Annotated in this window: 17 protein-coding genes; 8 read left to right on the top strand and 9 right to left on the bottom strand. The window is 65.9% G+C overall.

The window, feature by feature from the left end; genetic code table 11:
- Window positions 1-69 precede the first annotated feature (69 nt).
- Window positions 70-2,688, top strand: coding sequence for a DNA topoisomerase (ATP-hydrolyzing) subunit B (gyrB, locus tag AC07VS_RS10125; RefSeq protein ID WP_492348588.1), 2,619 nt, complete (start codon window positions 70-72; stop codon window positions 2,686-2,688).
- Between the two features lie 127 nt (window positions 2,689-2,815).
- Here gyrB and AC07VS_RS10120 read toward each other — a convergent pair whose 3' ends face one another.
- Window positions 2,816-3,445, bottom strand: a complete 630-nt coding sequence (locus AC07VS_RS10120; RefSeq protein ID WP_492348589.1) for a LysE family translocator — start codon at window positions 3,443-3,445, stop codon at window positions 2,816-2,818.
- Between the two features lie 275 nt (window positions 3,446-3,720).
- Between AC07VS_RS10120 and egtB the strand changes: the two genes are divergently transcribed.
- Genes egtB through AC07VS_RS10105 form a run of 3 tightly spaced genes read left to right on the top strand, consistent with a single transcriptional unit; the run spans window position 3,721 to window position 6,270 of the window.
- Entirely contained in the window at window positions 3,721-5,010 is a 1,290-nt protein-coding gene (egtB, locus tag AC07VS_RS10115; RefSeq protein WP_492348590.1) for an ergothioneine biosynthesis protein EgtB, read from the top strand.
- Window positions 5,007-5,978: an L-histidine N(alpha)-methyltransferase gene (gene egtD, locus AC07VS_RS10110; RefSeq protein ID WP_494750885.1), complete on the top strand. Its 972-nt coding sequence runs from the start codon at window positions 5,007-5,009 to the stop codon at window positions 5,976-5,978. The genes egtB and egtD overlap by 4 nt, the downstream gene beginning before the upstream one ends.
- 13 nt (window positions 5,979-5,991) lie before the next feature.
- Window positions 5,992-6,270 (top strand): DUF427 domain-containing protein, encoded by a 279-nt coding sequence (locus AC07VS_RS10105; RefSeq protein WP_492348592.1) that lies wholly within the window; start codon window positions 5,992-5,994, stop codon window positions 6,268-6,270.
- 28 nt (window positions 6,271-6,298) lie between these two features.
- Here AC07VS_RS10105 and AC07VS_RS10100 read toward each other — a convergent pair whose 3' ends face one another.
- Both AC07VS_RS10100 and AC07VS_RS10095 read right to left on the bottom strand, forming a co-directional pair.
- Window positions 6,299-8,962 (bottom strand): bifunctional diguanylate cyclase/phosphodiesterase, encoded by a 2,664-nt coding sequence (locus AC07VS_RS10100; RefSeq protein ID WP_494750884.1) that lies wholly within the window; start codon window positions 8,960-8,962, stop codon window positions 6,299-6,301.
- 271 nt (window positions 8,963-9,233) lie between these two features.
- Window positions 9,234-10,619: an MFS transporter gene (locus tag AC07VS_RS10095; protein WP_492348594.1), complete on the bottom strand. Its 1,386-nt coding sequence runs from the start codon at window positions 10,617-10,619 to the stop codon at window positions 9,234-9,236.
- A 261-nt stretch (window positions 10,620-10,880) separates the two neighbouring features.
- Here AC07VS_RS10095 and AC07VS_RS10090 point away from each other — a divergent pair, with 261 nt between their 5' ends.
- The gene (locus AC07VS_RS10090; RefSeq protein WP_492348595.1) at window positions 10,881-12,503 is read left to right on the top strand and encodes an inorganic phosphate transporter; all 1,623 of its coding nucleotides are present in this window, start codon (window positions 10,881-10,883) and stop codon (window positions 12,501-12,503) included.
- Between the two features lie 76 nt (window positions 12,504-12,579).
- Here AC07VS_RS10090 and AC07VS_RS10085 read toward each other — a convergent pair whose 3' ends face one another.
- The 4 genes from AC07VS_RS10085 to AC07VS_RS10070 are packed head-to-tail and all read right to left on the bottom strand — an operon-like array spanning window position 12,580 to window position 19,538.
- Window positions 12,580-13,764, bottom strand: a complete 1,185-nt coding sequence (locus AC07VS_RS10085) for a hypothetical protein (RefSeq protein ID WP_494750883.1) — start codon at window positions 13,762-13,764, stop codon at window positions 12,580-12,582.
- Window positions 13,765-13,790: 26 nt separating this feature from the next.
- On the bottom strand, window positions 13,791-17,405 hold the full coding sequence (locus AC07VS_RS10080) for an SbcC/MukB-like Walker B domain-containing protein (protein WP_494750882.1): 3,615 nt from the start codon (window positions 17,403-17,405) through the stop codon (window positions 13,791-13,793).
- Window position 17,406: 1 nt separating this feature from the next.
- Window positions 17,407-18,102: a DUF4194 domain-containing protein gene (locus AC07VS_RS10075; protein WP_494750881.1), complete on the bottom strand. Its 696-nt coding sequence runs from the start codon at window positions 18,100-18,102 to the stop codon at window positions 17,407-17,409.
- Window positions 18,099-19,538, bottom strand: a complete 1,440-nt coding sequence (locus AC07VS_RS10070; protein WP_494750880.1) for a Wadjet anti-phage system protein JetA family protein — start codon at window positions 19,536-19,538, stop codon at window positions 18,099-18,101. Before AC07VS_RS10070 ends, AC07VS_RS10075 begins: the two co-directional genes overlap by 4 nt.
- A 123-nt stretch (window positions 19,539-19,661) precedes the next feature.
- On the opposite strand from AC07VS_RS10070, the gene tmpT reads away from it, so the two are divergent.
- Entirely contained in the window at window positions 19,662-20,312 is a 651-nt protein-coding gene (gene tmpT / locus AC07VS_RS10065; protein WP_494750879.1) for a thiopurine S-methyltransferase, read from the top strand.
- Window positions 20,313-20,314: 2 nt separating this feature from the next.
- Here the strand turns inward: tmpT and AC07VS_RS10060 are convergent, their stop codons facing one another.
- A complete protein-coding gene (locus AC07VS_RS10060; RefSeq protein ID WP_494750878.1) occupies window positions 20,315-20,950 on the bottom strand; it encodes a glutathione S-transferase family protein in 636 nt (211 codons plus the stop codon).
- 9 nt (window positions 20,951-20,959) lie between these two features.
- Window positions 20,960-21,841, bottom strand: a complete 882-nt coding sequence (gene yghU / locus AC07VS_RS10055; protein WP_494655841.1) for a glutathione-dependent disulfide-bond oxidoreductase — start codon at window positions 21,839-21,841, stop codon at window positions 20,960-20,962.
- A gap of 164 nt (window positions 21,842-22,005) precedes the next feature.
- Here yghU and AC07VS_RS10050 point away from each other — a divergent pair, with 164 nt between their 5' ends.
- Both AC07VS_RS10050 and malQ read left to right on the top strand, forming a co-directional pair.
- Window positions 22,006-22,140 (top strand): hypothetical protein, encoded by a 135-nt coding sequence (locus AC07VS_RS10050; RefSeq protein ID WP_494750877.1) that lies wholly within the window; start codon window positions 22,006-22,008, stop codon window positions 22,138-22,140.
- Window positions 22,137-23,645, top strand: coding sequence for a 4-alpha-glucanotransferase (malQ, locus tag AC07VS_RS10045; RefSeq protein WP_494750876.1), 1,509 nt, complete (start codon window positions 22,137-22,139; stop codon window positions 23,643-23,645). Before AC07VS_RS10050 ends, malQ begins: the two co-directional genes overlap by 4 nt.
- Window positions 23,646-23,676: the final 31 nt, after the last annotated feature.

The raw sequence follows: 23,676 nt of genomic DNA, 5'->3' as shown, positions 1-23,676 counted from the left end.
CCCGACCCGCGCTGAACCAGCTGTGTTCTGCGCGGGTTTGGTCCATCAAGAGATTGAGAAAAACGCACCATGACCGAACCAAACAAGCCGCTGTCCGACGCTGAAACCAGCTCCAACGAAGCCTTCAGCGACCTGCCGCAAACCAAGATCGACACCAACCAGGCAGGGGCGTCCGAGGGCTATGGCGAAGGCGCCATCCAGATCCTCGAAGGCCTGGAGGCCGTGCGCAAGCGGCCCGGCATGTACATCGGCGACACCTCGGACGGCACCGGCCTGCACCACCTGGTGTTCGAAGTGGTCGACAACTCAATCGACGAAGCCCTGGCCGGCCACTGCGACGACATCGTCGTCACCATCCACAGCGACAACTCGATCAGCGTCACCGACAACGGCCGCGGCATCCCGACCGGCGTCAAGATGGACGACAAGCACGAGCCCAAGCGCAGTGCCGCCGAAATCGCCCTGACCGAGCTGCATGCTGGCGGCAAGTTCAACCAGAACAGCTACAAGGTGTCGGGCGGTCTGCACGGCGTGGGCGTGAGCTGCGTGAACGCCCTGTCCAAGTGGCTGCGTCTCACCGTGCGCCGCGAAGGCAAGGTGCATGAGATCGAATTCGCCAAGGGCTTTGTGCAGCACCGCCTGCTCGAGACCGTCGACGGCTTCGAGGTCTCGCCCATGAAGGTCACCGGCGCCACCGAGAAGCGCGGCACCGAGGTGCACTTCCTGCCCGACACCGAGATCTTTCAGCAAAACAACGATTTCCACTACGAAATCCTGTCCAAACGCCTGCGCGAGCTCAGCTTCCTGAACAACGGCGTGCGCATCCGCCTGAAAGACGAGCGCAGCGGCAAGGAAGACGACTTCTCGGGCGCTGGCGGCGTGCGTGGCTTTGTTGAATTCATCAACAAGGGCAAGCAGGTCCTGCACCCCAACATCTTCTACGCCCACGGCGAACGCCCCGCCGAGACCTACGGCGGCATTGCCGGCACCCACATCGGGGTGGAAGTGGCCATGCAGTGGAACAGCGGCTACAACGAAAGCGTGCTCTGCTTCACCAACAACATCCCTCAGCGTGACGGTGGCACCCACCTCACCGGTCTGCGCGCGGCCATGACCCGCGTCATCAACAAGTACATCGAAGAGCAGGAATTGGCCAAGAAAGCCAAGGTCGAGGTCAGCGGTGACGACATGCGTGAAGGCCTTTGCTGCGTGCTCAGCGTCAAGGTGCCTGAGCCCAAGTTCAGCAGCCAGACCAAGGACAAACTGGTGTCCAGCGAAGTGCGCGCTCCGGTCGAAGACATCGTCAGCAAGCTCCTCACCGACTACCTGCAAGAGCGCCCCAACGACGCCAAGATCATCTGCGGCAAGATCATCGAAGCCGCCCGCGCCCGTGAAGCCGCCCGCAAGGCCCGCGAAATGACCCGCCGCAAGGGTGTGCTCGACGGCATGGGCCTGCCCGGCAAACTGGCCGACTGCCAGGAAAAAGACCCCGCGATGTGCGAAATCTACATCGTCGAGGGCGACTCCGCCGGCGGCTCGGCCAAGCAAGGCCGCGACCGTAAGTTCCAGGCCATCCTGCCCCTGCGCGGCAAGATCCTGAACGTCGAAAAGGCCCGCTACGAGAAGCTGCTCACCAGCAACGAAATCCTCACGCTCATCACGGCCCTGGGTACCGGCATCGGCAAGGCCGGTGGCAACACCGGCGGAGACGACTTCAACGTCGCCAAGCTGCGCTACCACCGCATCATCATCATGACCGATGCCGACGTCGACGGCGCCCACATCCGCACCTTGCTGCTCACCTTCTTCTACCGCCAGATGCCTGAGTTGGTCGAGCGTGGCCACATCTACATCGCCCAGCCGCCGCTCTACAAAGTCAAGGCCGGCAAGGAAGAGCTGTACCTCAAGGACGGCCCGGCACTCGACGGCTTCCTGCTGCGCATCGCCCTCAAGGATGCCAGCATCAGCACCGGTGGCGCAGCCCCGCAAACCCTCAACGGCGACACCCTGGCCGAACTGGCCCGCAAGCACCAGATCGCAGAAAGTGTGATCGCCCGCCTGAGCAATTTCATGGACGCCGAGGCCCTGCGCGCCATCGCCGACGGTGTGGCCCTGAACCTCGACAGCGTGGCCGACGCCGAAGCCAGCGCCGTGACCCTGCAAGCCAAGCTGCGCGAACTGACCACCACCGGCGTGCCCGCCGAAGTGGCCGGCGAGTTCGACGCCCGCACCGACAAGCCAGTGCTGCGCATCAGCCGCCGCCACCACGGCAACATCAAGAGCAGCGTGCTCACGCAAGACTTTGTGCGCGGCGCCGACTACGCCGCCCTGGCCGAAGCCGCCGAAACCTTCAAGGGCCTGCTCTCCGAAGGCGCCAAGGCCACCCGTGGCGAAGGCGAACGCCAGAAGGAAGAAAAGGTCAGCGACTTCCGCCAGGCCATGAAGTGGCTCATCGCCGAAGCCGAACGCACCACCAGCCGCCAGCGCTACAAGGGCCTGGGCGAGATGAACCCCGAGCAGCTCTGGGAAACCACCATGGACCCCAACGTGCGCCGCCTGCTGCGCGTGCAGATCGACGACGCCATCGAGGCCGATCGCGTCTTCACCATGCTCATGGGCGACGAGGTGGAGCCGCGCCGCGACTTCATCGAGACCAACGCGCTGCGGGCGGGGAATATTGACGTTTGAGACGTCTGCTCACGCACCCAATGCAAGCCAAGGCCAGTCCCTGAAACGCTTGCGCCCCAAAAAGTGAAATGGCCCGGAATCACCGGGCCATTTTTTTGTTTGGGACGGTGTTCGCGCGCACGCGAGCCTAGCGCCGCTCCAGCACCAAGCGGGTGGCCAATCCCGCCAACACGGTGCCCATCAACCAACGTTGAACCCTTTGCCAACGGGGCCGGGTGGCGAGAAAGACGGCCATCGAGCCCGCCAACAGGGCCACCATGGCATTGACGCTGAGGCTCACCACGATCTGAGTGAAGCCCAGCACCAGGGATTGCAGCAGCGGGCTGCCATGTTCGGGCTGGATGAACTGCGGCAGCATGGACAGGTAGATCATCGCGATCTTGGGGTTGAGCAAGTTGGTGAGGAACCCCATGGTGAACAGCTTTCGCGGGCTGTCCTTGGGCAACTGGCGTATCTCGAAGGGTGAGCGCCCGCCGGGCCGGATGGCCTGCCAGGCGAGGTAGAAAAGATAGACAGCACCGCCCATCCTCAAGGCGTCATAGGCATAAGGCACCGCCATCAGCAAGGCCGTGATCCCGAATGCAGCGAACACCATGTAGAACACAAAGCCGAGAGCGACCCCGCCCAGGGAGATCAGGCCGGCGCCCCGCCCCTGGCAGATGGAGCGCGAAATGATGTAGACCATGTTCGGCCCGGGTGTGAGCGCCATGCCCAACGAGATCAGGCCGAAGGCAAACAAACTGGCAATTTCTGGCATGGGCAGGTCCTGTGTCGAGGCAAAACGCTCAAGGTTGGGTATGCCCCCAAGGATAGGGACAGCCCCAGCACCTGAAAAGATACAGATCCAAGCGGATGGGTGCGATACAGAAGCCCGATTCGCCAACACAGACCGGAGACAAGGCCCTGCAGCGTTTGTCACCTCACTGGCACTGTGCTGTAATAAATTGCAGGTCGGGCACGACTCACGCGAGACAAGAGTCGGCCCGACGGCGTCGCACGACGCCGGCTGTGACGCCCACCAGGAGCCCATGCATGCCGCCTTTCTCGCCCACCGCCGTGGATCAGCCCGGCGAAGACGCCTATTGGTCTGCGCGACAAAATTCCATTGAACGCTACCAGGCCGTGCGGCAGCGCAGCCTGGCCTTGTGCAAAGACCTGGGTGCCGAGGACCTGTGCGTCCAGTCGATGCCGGATGCCAGCCCTGTCAAATGGCATCTTGGGCACGTGAGCTGGTTTTTTGAAGCCGTGGTGCTGCTGCCCAACGAGCCCGGCAGCAGGCCCTATGACGAGCGCTTTCTGCGCCTGTTCAACAGCTACTACGAAGCGCTGGGGCCGCGCCACCCCAGGCCGCAACGCGGCTTGCTGACTCGGCCCGACCTGGCCGAGGTGCTGGCCTACCGCCAACATGTTGATCGGGCCATGCTGGCGTTCATGCAGGGCTGCGAGCCCAGCACCTGGCAACAGGCTTGGCCTCTGATCGAGCTGGGCCTGCACCACGAGCAGCAGCACCAAGAACTGATGCTGACCGACCTGCTGCACGCATTCTCGTGCAACCCCCTGCTGCCGCGATGGTTTCAAGAGGCCCCAGCCCGCGCTGACAGGGCCATCGCGGCTGGGCCCGCCTGGCAGCGGCTGGAGGAGGGGATGGTCGCCATCGGGGCCGGTGAACAGGGCTTTCATTTTGACAACGAAGGCCCGCGCCACCAGGTTTGGTTGCAGGGCTTCGAGATCGCGACCCGCTTGGTGAGTTGCGGCGATTTTCTGGCCTTCATCGAGGATGGCGGCTACCAGCGTCCGGGCCTGTGGCTGTCGGATGGCTGGGCCACTGTTCAGGCCCAGGGCTGGACGCAGCCGCCTTACTGGCTGGCGCCCGGCGATGCCAGAGCCCCCGCTCCCCACTGGCAGGTTTTTGGTTTGCACGGCGTGCAGGCCTTGGACCCGAACGCCCCGGTCAGCCATGTGAGCTTCTATGAGGCGGCGGCCTATGCCGAGTGGGCCGGGGCCCGGCTGCCTACCGAATTCGAATGGGAGGCCGCCAGCACATCGGCGGCCTGCCAAGACTTGCAGGGTCAGGTCTGGCAGTGGACCCGATCGGCCTACCACCCCTATCCCGGCTTCAAGCCCCTGAGCGGTGCGGTGGGCGAGTACAACGGCAAATTCATGGTGGGTCAACTGGTGCTGCGCGGCAGCAGTCAGGCCACGCCACCCGACCATGCCCGGCACACGTACCGCAATTTCTTTCCGCCGGCCGCACGCTGGCAATTCAGTGGCCTGAGGCTGGCGCGCGACCTGCAGAGTGCCTCAGAGGGGACTGCATCATGAGCTTGTTCTCACCGCCAGCGCCGGCCCCGACGCCCTCACCCGAGGCCATGGCCTTCGCCGCCGACCTGCACGCCGCGCTGCGTGGCACGCCGCGGCAGATTTCGCCCAAGTACTTTTACGATGCGGCCGGCTCGGCGCTGTTCGACACCATTTGCGACCTGCCAGAGTACTACCCCACCCGCACGGAGCACCAGATCCTGCAGCGCTGCGGGCACGAAATGGCCGCGCACATCGGTCACTCCGTCGAACTGATTGAATTTGGTGCCGGCTCTTGCATCAAAGTACAGGCCTTGCTCGACCACATGCGCACAGGCCTGCGGGACCTGCGCTACTGCCCCGTCGATATTTCGGGGGAGCACCTGGCGGTGTCCACCGCCAGGCTGGCCCGTCGGTACCCAGGCATAGCCATCTGCCCGGTGGTGGCCGACTACACCACCGAACTGCGCCTGCCCGACCCCGGGCCGCGCCGCCGCGTGGGCTTTTTCCCAGGCTCGACACTGGGCAATTTCACCCCGGATGAAGCGCAACAGTTCTTCCGCCAGGCGGCCGATTTGCTGCGCGGTGGTGCCTTGCTGATCGGCGTCGACCTCATCAAACACCCTGATCGCCTGCATGCGGCCTACAACGATCGCCAGGGCGTCACGGCCGCCTTCAACAAAAATCTGTTGCTGCGGGCCAACCGGGAGCTGGGCTGCAACTTCGATCTGGAACAATTCGATCACAGCGCTTTCTACAACTCGCCGCTGCAACGCATCGAGATGCACCTGGTGAGCCGGTGCCAACAAACCGTTGAATTGCAGCAGCAACGCTACCGCTTCGAGCAAGGGCAGACCTTGCACACTGAAAATTCGTACAAATTCACCATTGACGGCCTGCGTCATCTGGCGGCCCAGGCGGGCTGGCAGCCTGGCACCGTCTGGACCGATCCCGAACAACTCTTCAGCCTGCATTGGCTGACCGCTCCCTGAAAGGAAACACATCATGCAAGCCACCTGGAACGGTGTCGTCATCGCAGACAGCGACGACACGGTGCTCGTCGAGGGCAACCACTACTTCCCAGAAAGCGCGCTCAATCGCAGCTACGTCACCTTCAGCAACCACCGCAGCACCTGCGCCTGGAAAGGCCAGGCGCATTACTACTCGCTGCTGGTGAATGGTGAACTCAACGCCAACGCCATCTGGTACTACCCGGATCCCAAGCCCGAAGCTGAAGCGGTCAGGGGCCGGGTCGCATTCTGGAACGGCGTGCAGGTGCGCTGACAACGGCCACGGCCACGGCCGCGGGGGCTCAAAGCGGAGCAGGCTGGCTGGTGTGGCTGGATGGCCACGCCTGCCGCAAGGCCATCCAGCCGGGATCCGCGTCCCAGCGCATCTGCCAAGCCTGCAGCTCGGCCGCCGGCATGGGGCGGGCGATGCCAAAGCCCTGGGCCATTCGGCAGCCCAGTTGGCGCAGGGCCTGCCCATGGGCCACCGACTCGACGCCCTCGGCAATCACCTCGCGGCCGAAGGCTTCGGCCAGGCTCACCACGCCTCGCACGATGCTCAGGTCGTCGGGGTCGTCCAGCATGTCGCTGACAAAGCTGCGGTCGATCTTCAGGACCTCCACCGGCAGGTGCTTGAGGTAGGTGAGCGATGAGTAGCCGGTGCCGAAATCATCCAGCGCAAAGCGCACGCCCAGAGCCCGGCAGTCGCGGATGGCCTGCGAGGCCTGTTCGATGTCCTCCAGCGCGCTGGTCTCCAGGATCTCAAGCTCCACATAGGCCGGGTCGACCTTCAGGTGCAATTGCATCAAGCGCGCCAGCCGGTGCTTGAAATTGGCCTGCTGCAGCTGGCGTGCCCCGATGTTCACGCTCACGCTGATCAGCAGGCCGCTGGCATGCCACTCGCTCAGCTGGTGCAGGGCCTGGGCAATCACCCACTCGCCCAGGTCGATGGCGGTGACGTCGTTCTCGATCGCGGGCAGAAAGCTGCCGGGCAATTGCAGCCCGGCCTGGGGGGATTGCCAACGGATCAGGGCCTCCACCCCCACCAGCCGGCCCAGCTGCAAATCCACCTTGGGTTGGTAATGCAGCACAAACTCGCCCTTGTGCAAGGCCGCACGGATCTGCGCCAGTTGCTCGCGGTGCGTCTTGACGGCCGAATCCTGGATCACATCGAACAGGTGGTAGCGGTTCTTGCCGCCTTGCTTGGCGATGTACATGGCCTGGTCGGCATGGCGCATCAACTGGTCAGCGCTCACGTTGTCTTGCGGGTACAGCGTGAGGCCGATGCTGACCGACACCTGCAGGCTCAGGCCCTTGATCTTCACGGGAGTGGAGGCGGCCTCCAGCAGGCGTACCAGCACCGTCTCATGGGCCGACACCGATTCCAGATCCACCAGGATCGCCACGAACTCATCACCCCCGATGCGCGACAGGGTATCGCCCTCGCGCAAGGTGGCCAGCAGGCGTGCCGCCAGCGCCACCAGCAGCTCGTCGCCCACGGCGTGGCCGTGGGTGTCGTTCACGGTCTTGAAGCCGTCCAGATCCAGATAGGCTACCGCCAGCGACTGGCTGCGGCGCTGGGTCTGGGCCATGGCCTGCTGCAGCCGGTCGGCCAGCAGCGTGCGGTTGGGCAAATCGGTGAGGGCGTCGTAGTGGGCGATGTGTTCAAGCTGCTTTTGCTGCTCCTTCATCGGCGTGATGTCGGTGAACAGGGCCACATAGTTCTGGGTCACCCCCTCGGCGTTCTTGACGGCGCTGATGGTCAGCAGTTCGGCAAACACCTCGCCGTTCTTGCGCCGGTTCCAGATCTCCCCCGACCAGTAGCCGCTGGCCGTCAGGCTTTGCCACATGGCCGCATAGTAGGCCGGGCCCTGGCGCCCCGACTGCAGGATGCGGGGGTTCTGGCCCAGCACCTCGGCACGCTCGTAGCCCGTGATGCGCGAGAAGGCCGCGTTGACGTCAATGATGGTGCCCCGGGCATCGGTGATCGAGATCGCCTCACGCGCAAAGGTGAACACATTGGCAGCCAGGCGCAGGTGCTCTTCGGCCTTTCGCCGCTCTTCGATCTCGCCAGCCAGTTGCCCATTGGCCTGCTCCAGTTCCTGCGTGCGCAGAGCCACCTCGCGGCGCAGGCGCACGGGCTGCATCAGCAGGGTATGGGTGAGAAACGCCAGCAAACCAGCCATGAAAACACAGGCCAGCAGACCCCATGCGCTGTCCGCCGGGTTGATCCAGCCCTGAATCGGTTCCACCGACAGCGTCCAGTGGCCATTGGGGACTTCGAGGGGGGTATCGACCGGCGCCTCCAGCACGTGCCCCGGCAAGCCGGCAATGACCTGACGCTGAAGGGTGTCGGGGTGCGTGCGCCACAGCTGGTATCGGTACCCCTGCTCACCCAGCCGGTTCAGTTGGCTGCTCTGCAACAGGTCCGGAATCAGAAGCAACGCCGTGGTGAAACCCCAGAAGCTGGCCTCCCCACCCTTGCCCGGCAGGTACACCGGCAGACGCCCCACCACGGCCATGCCCCCCTGCACCAGGTCGAACGGGCCGGCCAAGGTCAGGCTGCGCGTGGCCAGGGCCATGCGGGCCTCCTTGTTGCGGGCACTGTCTGCCAGCAAATTGTGACCCAGTGCTTTTTCATTGCCCGCCAAGGGCGAAATGGCGGCCACCACGCCGTCCGGGGCCAGCTGCAGATTGCTGATGCCGCCAAGGTTGAGCATCAGTTGCCGGCTCAGGGCATCAAAATCATTGACCCGCCCATTGCCCTGGGCCACCACCGCCGCCAGGGCATAGGTGGCCGAAAGCGAGCGACCCAGGCGCTCTTCGATGGCATGGGCCGAGGCGTGGGCCAGGCTTCGGGCCACCGATCGGGCCTCCAGCAGCTGGTTCTTCTCGACCTGCGCTCGCAGCAAGCCCCCCACCACCAGCGTGGCGCAGAACACCAGGGCCGTGAGCAGCCAGACATGCATGTTCCCGTTGCGTTTCACCTTGGGGTTCGCCTTGCACTTGTTCCGTTGCGGGTGTCGATCACCGGGAGTGGGTGGCCGGTTTGGAGTGTTCTCAGACCGGGCGGTGATGTCGCGGCCTCCAGCCGGGGCCACCCGGGCCACAAGCCGTGCGCCGCAGATTGTAGAAGGCCGAACCTCGCCCCAGGGCCCCCATGACGCTTTCCTTGACGCCCCTCAAAGTCGCGCCAGAGGGCCAGGGTCCAGCAGCGGCAGGATCATCCAGGCTTCATCGTCAAGGCTTCATGGCCGCGCGCGGATCACGCAGCCCGCTGGCGACGGCCGCCAGCAGGCTCAGCAAGGCGGCGCCGGCACAAATCAGGGGGGTCGGGTGCTGCTGCGACAGCAGGCCGAAGGCCAGCGCCACCCCCACGGCGCCGGCCGACTGGCCCAGCAGGCGCCCCATCGATTGCAGGCCGGCGGCCCCGCCGCTGCGCTCACGCGGGGCACTGCTCACGATCACCCGGTTGTTGGGCGACTGGAACAGCCCAAAGCCCAGCCCGCACAAGCCCATGCGCCAGGCGATGTCCCAGGCCGAGGCCGTGTCGCTCAACAGCGACAGCGAACCCAGGCCCGCCGCAAACAGCACCAGCCCCACACTGCTGATCTTCTCGGGGCGCAAACGGTCCGATAACCTGCCGGCCACCGGCGCCACCAGGGCCGTCATCAAGGGCCAGGGGGTCATCAAAAGCCCGGTCTGCACTGGGGAACGGCCCAAGGTCTGCTCAAAGTAGAAGGGCAGGGCCACCATCGCCATGGACTGGGCCGAGAAAGAGCAGATCGAGGTCACCAGCGACCAGGCAAACACCGGCATGCGCAGCAGATCCACCGGCAGCATGGGCACGGCCAGGCGGCGTTCGCGCGCCACAAACACCACGCCCACGCTCAGCCCGGCCACCAGCAGGGCCACGCCATGGGCCGCGCCGCCAGGCCGGCTGAACGCGTCCAGCCCCGAGATCACCAGCCCGAACGTCAGGGCATTCAGCACCGCGCTCAACACATCGAAGCGATGCCCCGATGCCGGCGTGAGCGGCAGGGTGCGCGCGGCCACCACCAAGGCCAGCAGCCCGAGCGGCAGGTTCACCAGAAACAGCCACTGCCAATGGGCCAGCGCCAGGATCGCTGACGCAATACCCGGCCCCGCCACCGACGAGGCCGCCACCACCAGCGAGGTGTAGCCCACCCCCACGCCCAGTTGGTCGCGTGGAAAGATGAAGCGCACCAGCGCGATGTTCACACTCATGATGCCTGCCGCCCCCAGGCCCTGCAGCACGCGGGCCGCGGTCAGCACCTCCAGGCTCTGTGCCTGAGCACAGGCCAGCGAGGCCAGGGTGAACACCGCCAGCCCGGCCATGTAAACCCGCTTGTAGCCCAGGATGTCGCCCAGCGTGGCCAGGGGCAACAGCGATACCGTGATGGCCAGCTGGTAAGCGTTCACCACCCAGATCGACTGCGCCGCCGACACCTTCAGGTCGGCGCCGATGGCGGGCAACGCCACATTGACGATGGCCCCGTCCAGCACCGAGATGCACATGGCCAGCGCAATGGCCGCAAAGGCCAGCATTCTTTGGGGGTGAGGTAAACCGTCGGTCATGGTGTGGGGGCGCAAAAAGGGCTTCATCCAGGCAGCCGCTGCTGGGGCACCGAATGCAAATCTTGGAGGTGGACTGCGGGCCGTCAAAGCCGCGTCCCCAAGCTTACGCCCGCACCGCAAGGCTCACCCGTCTTGAATTGGCAACGCTGCGTTACCTCGCTGGCAGGCCAGCGACGCACCGATGAGGGCGCCAACCTCACCGGCTGCAGGGTGGCTCTGTAACAGCCAGTCACAGCCTGGTCACCGAGCCCCACCACACTGCCGAATTATTTGACGGAGTCGTCACCCATGAACACAGCCACCGCCACGGCCCATCCCGCCGAGCCGGCCCACACGGGCCCGACCAAGCCCCACCTGCATGCCAAGCCCGGGCCCGTCACCCTGATCGTGTTTGTCGGCCTGCTGGCTGCGGGCCTGTTCTTCACCGCCTACAGCCTGTTTGCCGACGTGAGCGAAGCCGGCGCCATGGCGCCCACCGTGCTGCCTTACCTGCTGCTGGGCGTGGCCTTGCTGATCGCGCTGGGCTTCGAGTTTGTGAACGGCTTTCATGACACGGCCAATGCCGTGGCCACGGTCATCTACACCCATTCGCTGCCACCCAATTTTGCGGTGGTCTGGTCGGGCCTGTTCAACTTCCTGGGCGTGCTGACCTCCAGCGGCGCGGTGGCCTTCGGCATCATCTCGCTGCTGCCGGTCGAGCTGATCCTGCAAGTCGGCTCCAGCGCCGGCTTTGCCATGGTCTTCGCCCTGCTGATCGCGGCCATCCTCTGGAACCTGGGCACCTGGTGGCTGGGCCTGCCGGCCTCGTCCTCGCACACCCTGATCGGCTCGATCATCGGCGTGGGCGTGGCCAATGCCCTGATGCATGGCCGCGACGGCACCAGCGGTGTGGACTGGGCCCAGGCCACCAAGGTGGGCTACTCGCTGCTGCTGTCACCCCTGGTGGGCTTTGGCTGCGCCGCCCTGCTGCTGCTGGCCCTGCGCGCCTTCGTCAAGAACCGCGCCCTGTACGACGAACCCAAGGGCCACAAGCCGCCCCCGTTCTGGATCCGCGCCCTGCTGGTGCTGACCTGCACCGGCGTGTCGTTTGCCCACGGCTCCAACGACGGCCAAAAAGGCATGGGCCTGATCATGCTGATCCTGGTGGGCACCGTGCCCATGGCCTACGCCCTGAACCGCGCCATGCCCATCGACAACGTGACCCAGTTCGTGGCCGTGTCCCACGTCACGCAAGAGTCGCTGCTCAAGGGCCGGCCGGCGATGCCTGTCGCCCAGGCCCGCGAAGCCCTGTCCACCTACGTGCGCACCAAGGCCCTCGGCACCGACACCCTGCCCGCCATCGGCGCGCTGACGGCCTCGGTGGGTGAGCAGGTCAAGTCGCACGGCTCGCTGGCCAAGGTGCCGATGGAGCAGGTCTCCAACGTGCGCAACGACATGTACCTGCTGTCCGAGGCGCTGCGCTTTGTCGAGAAAGACCCCGGCGCCCGCCTGGACGACGACACCCGCGCCAGCGTGGGCGTGTTCAAGAAGGAAATCGACCAGGCCACCAAGTTCATCCCGCTGTGGGTGAAGGTGGCCGTGGCCATCGCGCTGGGCCTGGGCACCATGGTGGGCTGGAAGCGCATCGTGGTCACCGTGGGCGAGAAGATCGGCAAAACCCACCTCACCTACGCCCAGGGCGCCTCGGCCGAAGTGGTGGCCATGCTCACCATCGGCGCGGCCGACCTGTACGGCCTGCCCGTCTCCACCACCCATGTGCTCTCCTCCGGCGTGGCCGGCACCATGGCCGCCAGCCGCTCGGGCCTGCAGATGGCCACCCTGCGCAACCTGGCCATGGCCTGGGTCCTCACCCTGCCTGCGGCCATGCTGCTGTCGGGTTCGCTGTACTGGGTGTTCACGCACGTGTTCTGAGCGGGGCCGGTTCACCTCCGCCCTCAAGGCACTGGCATCTGCCATCGACCCCCATGCATGCGCCTGAGCGGGCAGGTCAGCCCAGCCCCCCAGGCCACAACTCCTGATCCACAAAGCACCCGCTCTGGCGCAAGGCCGGCAACAAAACCTGGTCGGCATATGCACAGCCTGTGTGCCCCGGGTCGACCTGGGCTTCTTTGTCGGCCTCGTCGGGGCGGTGGCCCTGGCCGGCTTGCAGGTGCTGCAGCAGGGGGGCGTAGCCAGGCTGCCAAGCCTGGCAGTCCGGGAAGCCCTGGCGCAACTGCGCCAAGATATGCAGACCGGCCCAGTCGAGGTCACCAAAGAAGCAGACCTGCAGGGAGGGGGTTCGCGCAGGGTCGCTCAGCCATTGCTCGAAGGCCTGCCGCCCGCCCAACGGTGCAGGACTGCGCCAATAAAGTGCAGCGCCTCCGGGTTGACGCAAGCGCCGGGCCGCCCCCTTGAAACCGGCCGCGTAGACCAGGGCACTGCGTTGCCAAAGAGCCTGGCGGGCCTGGGCCATGCGCTCAAAGCTGACGCCGTTTTCGATGAACACAACCGCCTCCAACCCGACACGGCCCTCGTCACCCCCATCCGGCAGCTCGGGCAGGTCGATCAGCAGTTGCAAAGGCGCCTCAAGAAACTGCCCCTCGGCCGCCCCCAGCAGGCGCAACAGTTCTTCGCGGGCATCCAGCACCTTGCTGTGCCCCCAGAAATGCCTCGCCGACAGCTCGCGCAGGTAGCGGGGTCGGCCCTTGGCACAGTCATCCGCCAGGGCGTTGAACACCTGGGCGCAATCGGTGGCTGGTCGATTCACCAGCACAGGCAAGGGGTTGCGCAGCAGGTAGTCGAGCAGGGCTGGCGCGTCTGGCACGGTGAGCACACCCGGCTCACGCAGGGCCTGCACCAGTTGCCGGCTCCAGCGCGGCGCCGTGGGCGTGAAACCCGACCAGGCCGCCAGGCCAGCAGCGTCCAACAAGATCACACTGGGGCGACGATCGGCCAGGGTCTGAAAGGGCAGGGCCTTGTCCAGTTTCAATTGCACCCAGCCCGATTCACACCAGGCCTGCAACAACAACGTCAGGTGGGTCAGCTCGTGGGGCGTTGCAGCCTGGTGCAATTCGGGCAGCACGGTCGCGTCCAAGGCCAATGACGCGGCGCGCTCACCCCGGCTGCGTTCGGCCTTGCGCAGCAAGGCGTGCGAGAGCCGGATCAGGCAGGGGTGGCGGGGCGGCAGCGTCATCGTCAACGTCAACGTCAACGTCAACTTCAGTGGGCGGGGGGCTGGGCCTCAAAGGCCAGGCGGGCCTGATCGCGGGCCGCCTGAGCGTGCTGCTCCCACAGGCGGGCCAGGGCCTCACGCTTGAAATCACGCTCTTGCACCTCACTGAGATAGACCGTCTGGCCATCCGCCTCGGCTTCGAGCTTGGAGAAGGTGTACTCCTTGTCGAACTCGGGCTTGATGGCCCCGGACTTGGAGGTGGGCATGGCCACAATGAGTTGCAGGCCCATGTTGTGCGCCAGAAAACGCAGCACGGCGCGAGACCGAGTCTCGTCCATCTTGGAAAAGGCCTCGTCAGACAGCATCACGCGCAAGGCCGGCGCCTGCGGCCCCCGGCCAAAGTGCCCCAGCGCATGGGCCAGCACGGCGGCACGGATCACGTAAAACGGGGTCTCCAGCTCACCGCCCGATCCCGTGCCCCAGGTGGACATGGGGGTGCGGTGGCCCCCGACGATGCGGTGGATGTCATAGCGACGGTAGTTGCGGTAGTCGGCCAGCTCCTTGAGGGCCCGCTCGGCCGCCACCTGATCCTGCGACAGCAGCAGGCGCTTGATCTCCTGGGCGGTGTCGCGGTGCTCGGCCGACAACTGAGGCGCCTCAAAAATCGAGACCTTGTCTTTTTCCAGCTGATCGACCACCGCGTCCAGGGCCTCGAAGAAGTCGTAATAGGCCTTGAAGCGGGGCACCCAGTCCTGCACCACATCGTACGAGTCGACCCCGAACTGAATCGCCTTGAGCTCGCTGCTGAGCTTGCGCAAAGTGATCGATCCATCTTTCACATCGCTGCGCACCTTGAAGCAGAAATCGCTGGTGAACACGTGGTTAAACAGGCCTTCGGCCTGCTCCAGCCGGGTCAGGTTGTCGGCCAGCCCGGTGCCCTCCTGGCGCCGCACCTGCTCACGCGCAGCCTGCTGGGCCGCCAAGGCCGCCTGCAGCACCGCCTCGATCTGGTCCAGGTTGCGAGGGGGCTCGGCCCATTGAAAGCGCTCGTCATCGGTGCGGGCCCCAGCCAGATAGGTGCTGACCTGGTTGCGCAAGGTTTTCAGGCGGTCAGGCAGTTGCTCATGGGTGGCACTGATTCGGCTTTGCAGGGCACTGGTGCTGGGGTCATCGGCATCGCACAGGGCCTGGGCCTCGGTCAACAATTGCAGCTCGGTTGCCACGCCGTTCGCCTCAGCGGCAAAGCGGCTGATCCACACCTGGGCGCTGGTGATCTGCAAGCCCAGCTCAGGCTGGCGTTCGGACAACTCGTTCAGGCGCTTGACCAACTGATCCAGCTCTTTGCCCTGCACGCCCATGGCTCGCTGCTCCGCGTCCCACAACGCAGCACAGGCCTCCAGACGCTCTTGCAGGCTGTTGCGGCGCTGCTCCAGGCCCTCGATGCTGGAGGTGTCCAGCCGCGCCAGGTGCTGTTGCACATCGACAAAGCGCAGCCGCGTGCCCAAGGCCTCGACCAGTGCTTCAGCCAGCGAGGCCGCGCCCACACGCCGAAACCAGCCCTCTACACCCTGCAGCGATTGGTCCAGGGCTTGCAAGCTGCGCAGCTCGGGCACCAAAGCGTCCAGACGCTGGCTGACCCAGGCCAGACGACGCTGCCGGCTCTGCTGGCCAAAAGCCAGCTCCTGTTCATGGGCCAGGCAGGCAAACATGCCGTAGGCACGGCTGCCCAGGCCTTGCTGCATCAGGCCCTGGGGCACATGACGCAACTCGGCCTCGCTGTCCACCTTGCGCACGCGGCCATACAAGGCCTTGAGGTAGGCCTGGGCCACCGGGTGCTCGCAGACCACCTCGTGCAGCACGGCCTGAGGGGGCAGGCTCAAGCCCTGGGTGTCTTTCAGGGCCTTGCTGCCCTGCACGATCTTGGGCGAACGCCGGGCAAAACGCCGGCGGATGAGCTTGAGGGCATCCTCTTCAAAGTCGGTCTCCACGATCAGGGCAAAGCGGTCACGCCCCATGTAGCCCTCGAGGGCGGCCTGCCACGGGCTGTCCGCCTTGGGCTCGATCAGCGCCGCCAACATGCGGGGGCGGCTGGCGGGCAATTCGTCCTCAAGCAAGCTCAAGGCCTGTTGAACATCGGCAGGTGCGGGAGAGCGGCCTTGCAACAACAAGGTTTGCTCGGCACGCAGGGCGGTCTGTTCATCGTTCAGCTCGGCCCGCTGCTGGCCCAGGGCCGCACGGGCACCAATCAACGCCGCCATCACCGAAGGGCCTGGTCCGACCAGGGCCACCTCCAGCTCACACAGGGCTGCATCCAGTGGTTCCAGTTCAAACGCAGCCAGTTCATCATCGAGGCGGGCCGCTGCCAGCAGCGGCGTGCGCGCAGGCCGCCACAGCCGGCTCGCATGTTGTTCCACCGGAGCCAATCGCGCCACCACGGCCCGCAACTCGGCGGGCAGCACGGCCTCCAGGTCCAGCAATTGCCGGGTGTTGGCCAACACCTGGTCCATCTGGACGGCGGCCTGCTGCACCCGCGCCCATTCTTTGTAGAACTGTTCGGCGTACTGCGCGGCACTGGCCGCCAGGCGCTGCTTTTCCTGGGCCACATCGCTCTGGGCCAGCTCGCTTTGCACCAGGGCCAAGTCTGCATCGATCACGCGGCGATCATTGGCAATGCGGTTCAGCCGGTCCTGCGAGTCACCGGCTTGTTTGAGCAGGGCTTGCTGACGGCGTTCGGCACTGGCCTGCTCAAGCTGGCATTCGCGCAGCAGGCGCAGGGCGTGGGCATTCAGGTGCACCACATGGCGACGCAGCAGGGTGACGACGTCGAGCGCCGCTTCATCCACGAGTCGCAGGCGGTCGATGTTGAGCTTGAGGCGTTCGGCCTCGGCCTTGAGGCGGGCGATGTCCTGCATGAGCTGACGCATCTTGCCCACCTCTTGCGAAAAATCGCGTTCATCCAGGATCTCGTCGCGCACCAAGTCGTTGACGTTGCCGATCTCGCGGTAGGCCATGGCCTTGACGAGTGCGCGCCCGCACCGCGTGGCATCGGCCTCCAGCACAAACTTTCGGCCCAACAGGCGGCCATACAGGTGCTGCAGGTAACTGTCCTTGCCGTCAAAACGCGTCAATTGCTCAGGCGCCAGCCCCAGGCGCAATTGCAGCTGGGCATAGGCCTCTTTGAGGCCCAAGGGTCGGCTGCGCCCCGACACCGCCGGACTCAGCAGATGGCTCAAGGAAAGTGCCCCTTGCAGCAGAAAGAACAGGGGCTTGCTGCCATCGGCACGGCCGTTTTCCACATGTGCCTCCAGGCCCAGCAAGGCACTGAAGGGGGCCGCCTGTTCCTGGCCCGAAGGCTCGAACACCAGCCCGACATAGCAGGTGGCGCGCTGGCGCAAAAAGACTTCGTTGCCACACTGGCCTAACGCGTAGGCGTGCAGGGTGCGTGGCTCTTTCCCGCCACGCCGACCTTGCGTCGACTCGTTCTGGCCAGCATTGAAGTGGAACACGCCTTGGCGTGCCGCGGTCAGCACCGCTTGCAAGGCGTCCAGCAGGGTGGATTTGCCCGATCCGGATTCGCCGGTCAACAAGGTGGCGGCGGCCAGTGGCCAGTCGCGGCTTTCCAGCGTGCCCCAGTTCAGGGTGATGAGTCGGGTGATTTGCATGTCAGGCCTGAGGGGGGTCGGTCTCGGCCTGCGGCAGGCCTGCACGGGTACCGCGGCGCTGACCCATGTGCTGCAAGACCTCGTTCAAGGCCTCGTCGCTGACAAAGGACATCACCGGACGCAGCACGCTGACCAGGGTGTCCATCTGGCCCAGGCCATCGACGTCCTTGAAACGGATCAGGCGGTGTTTGCGCAGCTCGCGCAACAGCTGGGCGCGCTCGCCCATCGGCGCAGGCAAGGTCAGACCCAGCAGCGACACCAGAGTCTGCGACAGTTCGTCGAGGCTGATGGCGAGTTCCTGGTTGACCAACTCGCGTTGGCCCGTCAGCCCCTCGGTGTAAAGAAAACGCAGGGCCAGCGCGGCCGCCACCACGTCTTTGGGCAAGCGGGCGCGCAAGCGCTTCACGCCGTCTTCATCGTCCTGATCATCGCCCGGGGGGTACAGGCGCATCAGGTTGGCATCGGTGTCGTGCACCAGGGCAAAGCCCAGCACATCGAACCATTCACGCAGCAACTCTTCGGCAATGGTGGCGTCGTCGTACAAGGCCTGTTCAGGCTTGGAGTACTCGCGCCAGACGATGCCGCTGGCCAGCAGCCGGCTGCAGATTTCGGCAAAGCGCCGGGTCGACACACTGGCGGCCGTGCGTTCGGCCAGCCGAGCCTCCAGCAGGCTGTGAAAAGTGGTGGGCGTGTTCATCTGGGGAGGACCCTATCGTCGCGACGGGGCTGCAACTCGAAATCGTCGGCCACAAAGCTATCGGTTTCAAAGCGGGTCGGCAACCTGTTCACCTGCCAGCGGGCACGCCCCAGGGTGGAGCGCGCCGCGCCCACGGCGTGCAAAGCCGTGAGCACCTGATCGGCACGGTGCGTGGCCAATTCGGACAGGCGCAGCGCCCGGTCTGGGGCCAGTTGATCCAGTTGCGCCAACACACGAGCCTCGCTGATGATGAAGGCCTCGGATTCAGCCCGGCGCATGGCGGCCTCCAGACGACTGCCGGCACGGATCTGCCACTCCGTCTCGTCATCGGGCTGGGTCTGGCGCGCGCGCTGCGTCCAACGCAGCCCTCCGGCTGGCAGGCGCACCTCGGCCGTGCTCAGGCGCTGGCCCAGGCGCTCCAGCCAGTCGTCGCGGGTAGGGGCATCGGCAGCCTTGATGCCGGCCAGTGTCAGCCCCATGGGCGACTCGGCGCCGTAGTCTAGCGACAGCGCCTGGCGCAGCAAGCTGGTGAAGCGGCGCACATAGTTGTGCATCTCGCTGCGCAGCATGGGCAGCTTGACGGCACAGGCTCCGTCAATCAGCACCTCGATGCGCTGACACAACCACAGCACCGCACTGCGGCCCTCCAGCAGGGGCGCCAACCAGGCCGCACGCTGCCCCAGCGCCGCATCCAGACGCAGCCGCTGCTCGGCAGGCCAGGCCCGGATCTGGTCCAGCAGCTCGACGATCTGGCTGCGGTGCCGGTCCACCGAATCGGCCACCAGGCGCACCGACATCTCCTTGCCGAAGCGGTGTTCCAGAAAATCATTGAACTCGCTCCAGGCCAGTTGCTGAGTCAAGGCCTCACGCGTGAGGGTCTGCATCAGGCCGCGGAAATACTCGATGTCGTCCTGCAGGTCTTGCACCACGCGGCTGGCGTAGTCATGGGCATCCAGCAGCTCGTCTTCATCACGGGTGTCCAAAAAGGCTTGCAGCGCCTTGCGGGCCGAGCGCATGTTGCGCTGCCGGGTCCGGTGGCGGGCGTTGTCGAGTTCAGCAAACACCTCGGCAAAGGCTTTACCGGCCCGGGTCAGTTTGAGGGTGGGCTGCAGTTCGATCGGGTCCTTGTAATCTTCCAGCCAGCCGTGCTCCTTGAGCGCACGCAACAGGCCCAGGGCGTAGCTGCGCTCGGCTTCAGCATCGACGGCCTCACCAGCCCCCAGCGCCCCCTGGCGATAGGCCCGCTGGGCCACCACGGCCAGCGTGACCTCCAGGACCAACTCACGGGTCAGTACCTCGGCATAGTCGGCCTCGGGGCCGTGCACGCGGTCGTGCAGGCGGCGCAGCACAGCCGCACAAGCCTCGCGATCCTGCCAGGTCAGCGGCCGGAAGAAATGCTCGCGTGGACCCTCGAAAAAAATGACCGGGCCTGTCACGGCGTTTGCCCCCTGAAGATGCTGGTCTGACTCTCAGGGGGTGAATGGTATCGGAACCCGCAAGAACATCCTCTGAGCTCTACACTTCCCTCCGTCTGATCAAGGTCTTGACCGAAATACCCCATGCACGCAACGTTCTGGCACCAGAAATGGGCCCAAAAAGAGATCGGCTTCCACCAAAGCGCGGTGCACCCGCTGCTGGCCACGCACTGGCCCAGGCTGCAACGCGAGTTGAAGCTCGCAGAAGACAGCCGGGTGCTGGTGCCCTTGTGCGGCAAGACGCTGGACATCCACTGGCTGCTGGCCCGGGGCCACCGGGTGGTAGGGGTGGAGCTGAGCGAGCAGGCGGTGGTCGAGCTGTTCGAGGAACTCGGACAGCGCCCCACCATCAGCCCTGAAGGGGCGCTGCAGCGCTACAGCGCGCCGGGGCTGGACGTTTTTGTGGGCGACTTCTTTGCGCTCACGCGCGAGCAACTCGGCCCGGTGGACGCGGTGTACGACCGCGCCGCCCTGGTGGCCCTGCCCGAGGCCATGCGGCGCGACTACGCGGCGCAGCTGCTGGCCTTGTCTGCGGCGGCACCGCAGTTGCTGATCTGTTTCGAGTACGAGCAAAGTCTGCTGCCCGGACCGCCTTTCGCCGTCAACGAGACCGAGCTGCACCAGCATTACGGCGCCGCCCTGAACCTGGCCTTGCTGCAGCGGGTCGAGGTGCCCGGCGGCCTCAAAGGCCGGGTGCCGGCCGCCGATGTGGCCTGGTGGCTGACCCGGCGCTGAACTCACAAACCCATCGAGGCCCGCTGCCCCATGGCCGCACGCCAGCGCAGCACATGCGGGTGCTGCTCGCCGGGCTTTTGCTTGATGACGCGCGCAAAATCGACCGCCACCACGGCAGTGACGTCGGCCAGGCTGAAGCGATCGGTGGCGATGAACTCGCGGCCTTCCAGGCGCTGGTTCAAGTCGGTCAGGAACTGCTGCAGTCGGGCGATGCCGCGCTCGGCCAGGGCCGGTATCTGGGGGTAGTTGACAGGGCCAGGCAGGGCGCGGTTGGCCATGGCCGGTGAGCTGTTGCGCAGCGCCTCGGCAATCGCCAGCAAGCCCTCGAATTCGGCCCGCCAATGCCAGTGCGCCACCTCAGCCTTTTCAAGCGGCGTGATGCCCAGCAACGGGGGCTCGGGGTAGCGCGCCTCCAGGTAGGCGGCAATGGCGGCGTTGTCGGTCAGCACAGGGCCTTCCTCGGTCACCAAGGCGGGCACGGTGCATTGCGGGTTGACGCGCCGGAACGCGTCACTGAAGTGCTCGCCCTGGCGCAGGTCAATCTGCACCGTCTCATGGGACACCCCTTTCTCGGCCAGCAGGATGCGGGCCCTGCGCGGGCTGGGGGCGGTGGAACAGTCGTACAGGGTGACAGTCATGGAGCGGCCTCAGGCGGGGGGATTGAGCTTGTCTTCGGTGCGGGTGTCGAAGTCGCTGGCGTCATGGCGCTCGCGCAGCTGGGCCTCGGGCTGGCCCACCGTGCGGTTGACGATGCGGCCCCGCTTCACGGCCGGGCGCTGGGCGATCAGATCGGCCCAGCGGATCACATCGGTGTACTCGTGCACCTGCAAGAACTCGCCGGCGCCATAGGTCTGGCCTTTGACCAGGGCCCCGTACCAGGGCCAGATGGCCATGTCGGCGATGGTGTAGTCGTCGCCGATCAGGTAGGTGTGCGTGGCCAGGTGGCGGTTCAGCACATCGAGCTGCCGCTTCACCTCCATGGCGTAGCGGTCGATCGCGTACTCGATCTTGATCGGCGCATAGGCATAGAAATGGCCAAAACCGCCCCCCAGAAAAGGCGCACTGCCCATCTGCCAGAACAGCCACGACAGGCATTCGGCGCGGCGTGCCGGCTCGCTGACCGGGGGCAGGAAGGCGCCAAATTTCTCGGCCAGGTACATGAGGATGGCGCCCGACTCGAACACCCGGATCGGCTCTGGCCCGCTGCGGTCCATCAGCGCCGGGATCTTGCTGTTGGGGTTCACCTCGACAAAGCCACTGCCGAACTGCGCGCCCTCCTGGATCGGAATCAGCCAGGCGTCGTACTCGGCCCCGGCATGCCCCAGGGCCAGCAACTCCTCCAGCAGCACCGTCACCTTCTGGCCATTGGGCGTGCCCTGCGAGTAAAGCTGCAGCGGGTGGCGCCCCACCGGCAGGGCTTTTTCATGGGTGGGCCCGGCAATGGGGCGGTTGATGTTGGCAAAACGCCCGCCATTGGCGGTGTTCCAAGTCCAGATGGCCGGGGGGGTGTAAGCGGAAGAATCCGTCATGCCTGTCGCTCCATAGAAAGAGACGCGCACCGCCCAAGGGTGCGCCAGAATGGGTTGGCGGCAGTTTACGGCGATGCCGGATTTGTTGCAGATCACGGAATCGCCTGGGTGACCGCACCCACAAGCCAGCTTTGGCATGAAGATTGCCAAGGCCTAAGGAACGCATGGACACCCAACTCACCAATCAGACCTTCAAGTCACCAGCAGGCAACAATTGGCTGTCACAAAATCACCCAGGCATCGAACGCCCCCTGCCGCCGACCCTGGCCTTCACCCTCCACACGCTTTCGCCTCGATGACCCAGCCCACCCCACGCGCCAGCGGCGTCCTGCTGCACCTGAGCTCGCTGCCCGGCCCGCACGGCAGCGGCGACCTGGGCACCGATGCCCGCCATTTCATCGACTGGCTGCAGGCGGCCGGGCAGGGCTGGTGGCAGTTTTTGCCGCTCAATGGCGTAGGCCTGGGGCACTCGCCCTACATGAGCCCCTCGGCCTTTGCGGGCAATGTGCTGCTGATCGACCTGGCCGAGCTGCAGCAGCGCGGCTGGCTGCCACCCGAGGCCTTGGCCCACCCACCGACAGGCGACGGTCGCTGGGTGGACTACGAGGCGGTGATCCCCTGGCGCTTGGCCGCCCTGGCCCAGGCCCATGCCGGCTTTCAGGCGCAGGCCGATGCGGCCGAGCAGGCCGCACTGGCCGGTTTCTGCGCCCAACACGCCCCCTGGCTGGCCAACTACACCCTGTTCATGGCACTGTCCGAGCGCCAGCCCGGCCGCGACTGGATGGACTGGCCCGCGCCGCTGGCCCGGCGCGAAGGCGCTGCCCTGGCGCAGGCACGGGCTGAGCTGGCGCCGCGCATCGCCTTCTGGGGCTTTTGCCAATGGACCTTCTTTCGCCAGTGGCAGGCCCTGCGCGAGTACGCCCACCAGCGCGGTGTGAAGCTGCTGGGCGATGTGCCCATCTTCATTGCGCAGCACAGCGCCGAGGTGTGGGCCCGGCCCGATCTGTTCGAGCTGCGCTCCGATGGCCGCCCCGAGGTGGTCGCCGGGGTGCCACCCGATGGCTTCAGTGCCGAAGGTCAGCGCTGGGGCAACCCGCTGTACCGCTGGAGTACCCACGCCGCCGAGGGCTACGCCTGGTGGACGGCACGCATGCGCCTGACCCTGAGCCTGGTCGATCAAGTGCGCATCGACCATTTCCGCGGCTTCGAGAGCTACTGGGAGATCCCCGCGAGCGAACCCACCGCCATTCACGGTCGCTGGGTGCCAGGCCCCGGTGCCGGCCTGTTCGAGGCCATGAGCGCGACGCTGGGCCCACTGCCGGTGATCGCCGAAGACCTGGGGGTGATCACCCCCGAAGTGACGGCCCTGCGCCGCCAACTGGGCCTTCCCGGCATGCGCGTGCTGCAGTTTGCCTGGGGCGAAGACCAGGAAGAGGCGCACCACCAGCCCCACCGCTTCGAGCCCGACACCGTGGCCTACCCCGGCACCCACGACAACGACACCTCGCTGGGCTGGTGGGCCAGCGCACCCGAGCCCATCCGCCGCCACGTGCGCGACTACCTGGCCTGCGACGGCAGCGATGTGGGCTGGAGCTTCATCCGCGCGGCCTGGGCCAGCGTGGCCGGCCTGGCCATCTGCCCGCTGCAGGATGTGCTGCGCCTGGACGGCAGCCACCGCATGAACCAGCCGGGCACCCCCCAGGGCAACTGGGCCTGGCGCTTGCGCTGGAGCGATGTGCAGCCCGAACACGCCACGCTGCTGCGCCGGCTGACGCAGCTCTACGAACGCCTGCCGCCCGCCTGAGCCCAGCCCCTTCCAGCCCTTTTTCTGCCCC

Source organism: Curvibacter sp. GW821-FHT01G03 (assembly GCF_059422285.1).
The sequence above is the reverse complement of the archived record's forward strand: the minus strand, read 5'-3'. Positions and strand labels throughout refer to the sequence as shown.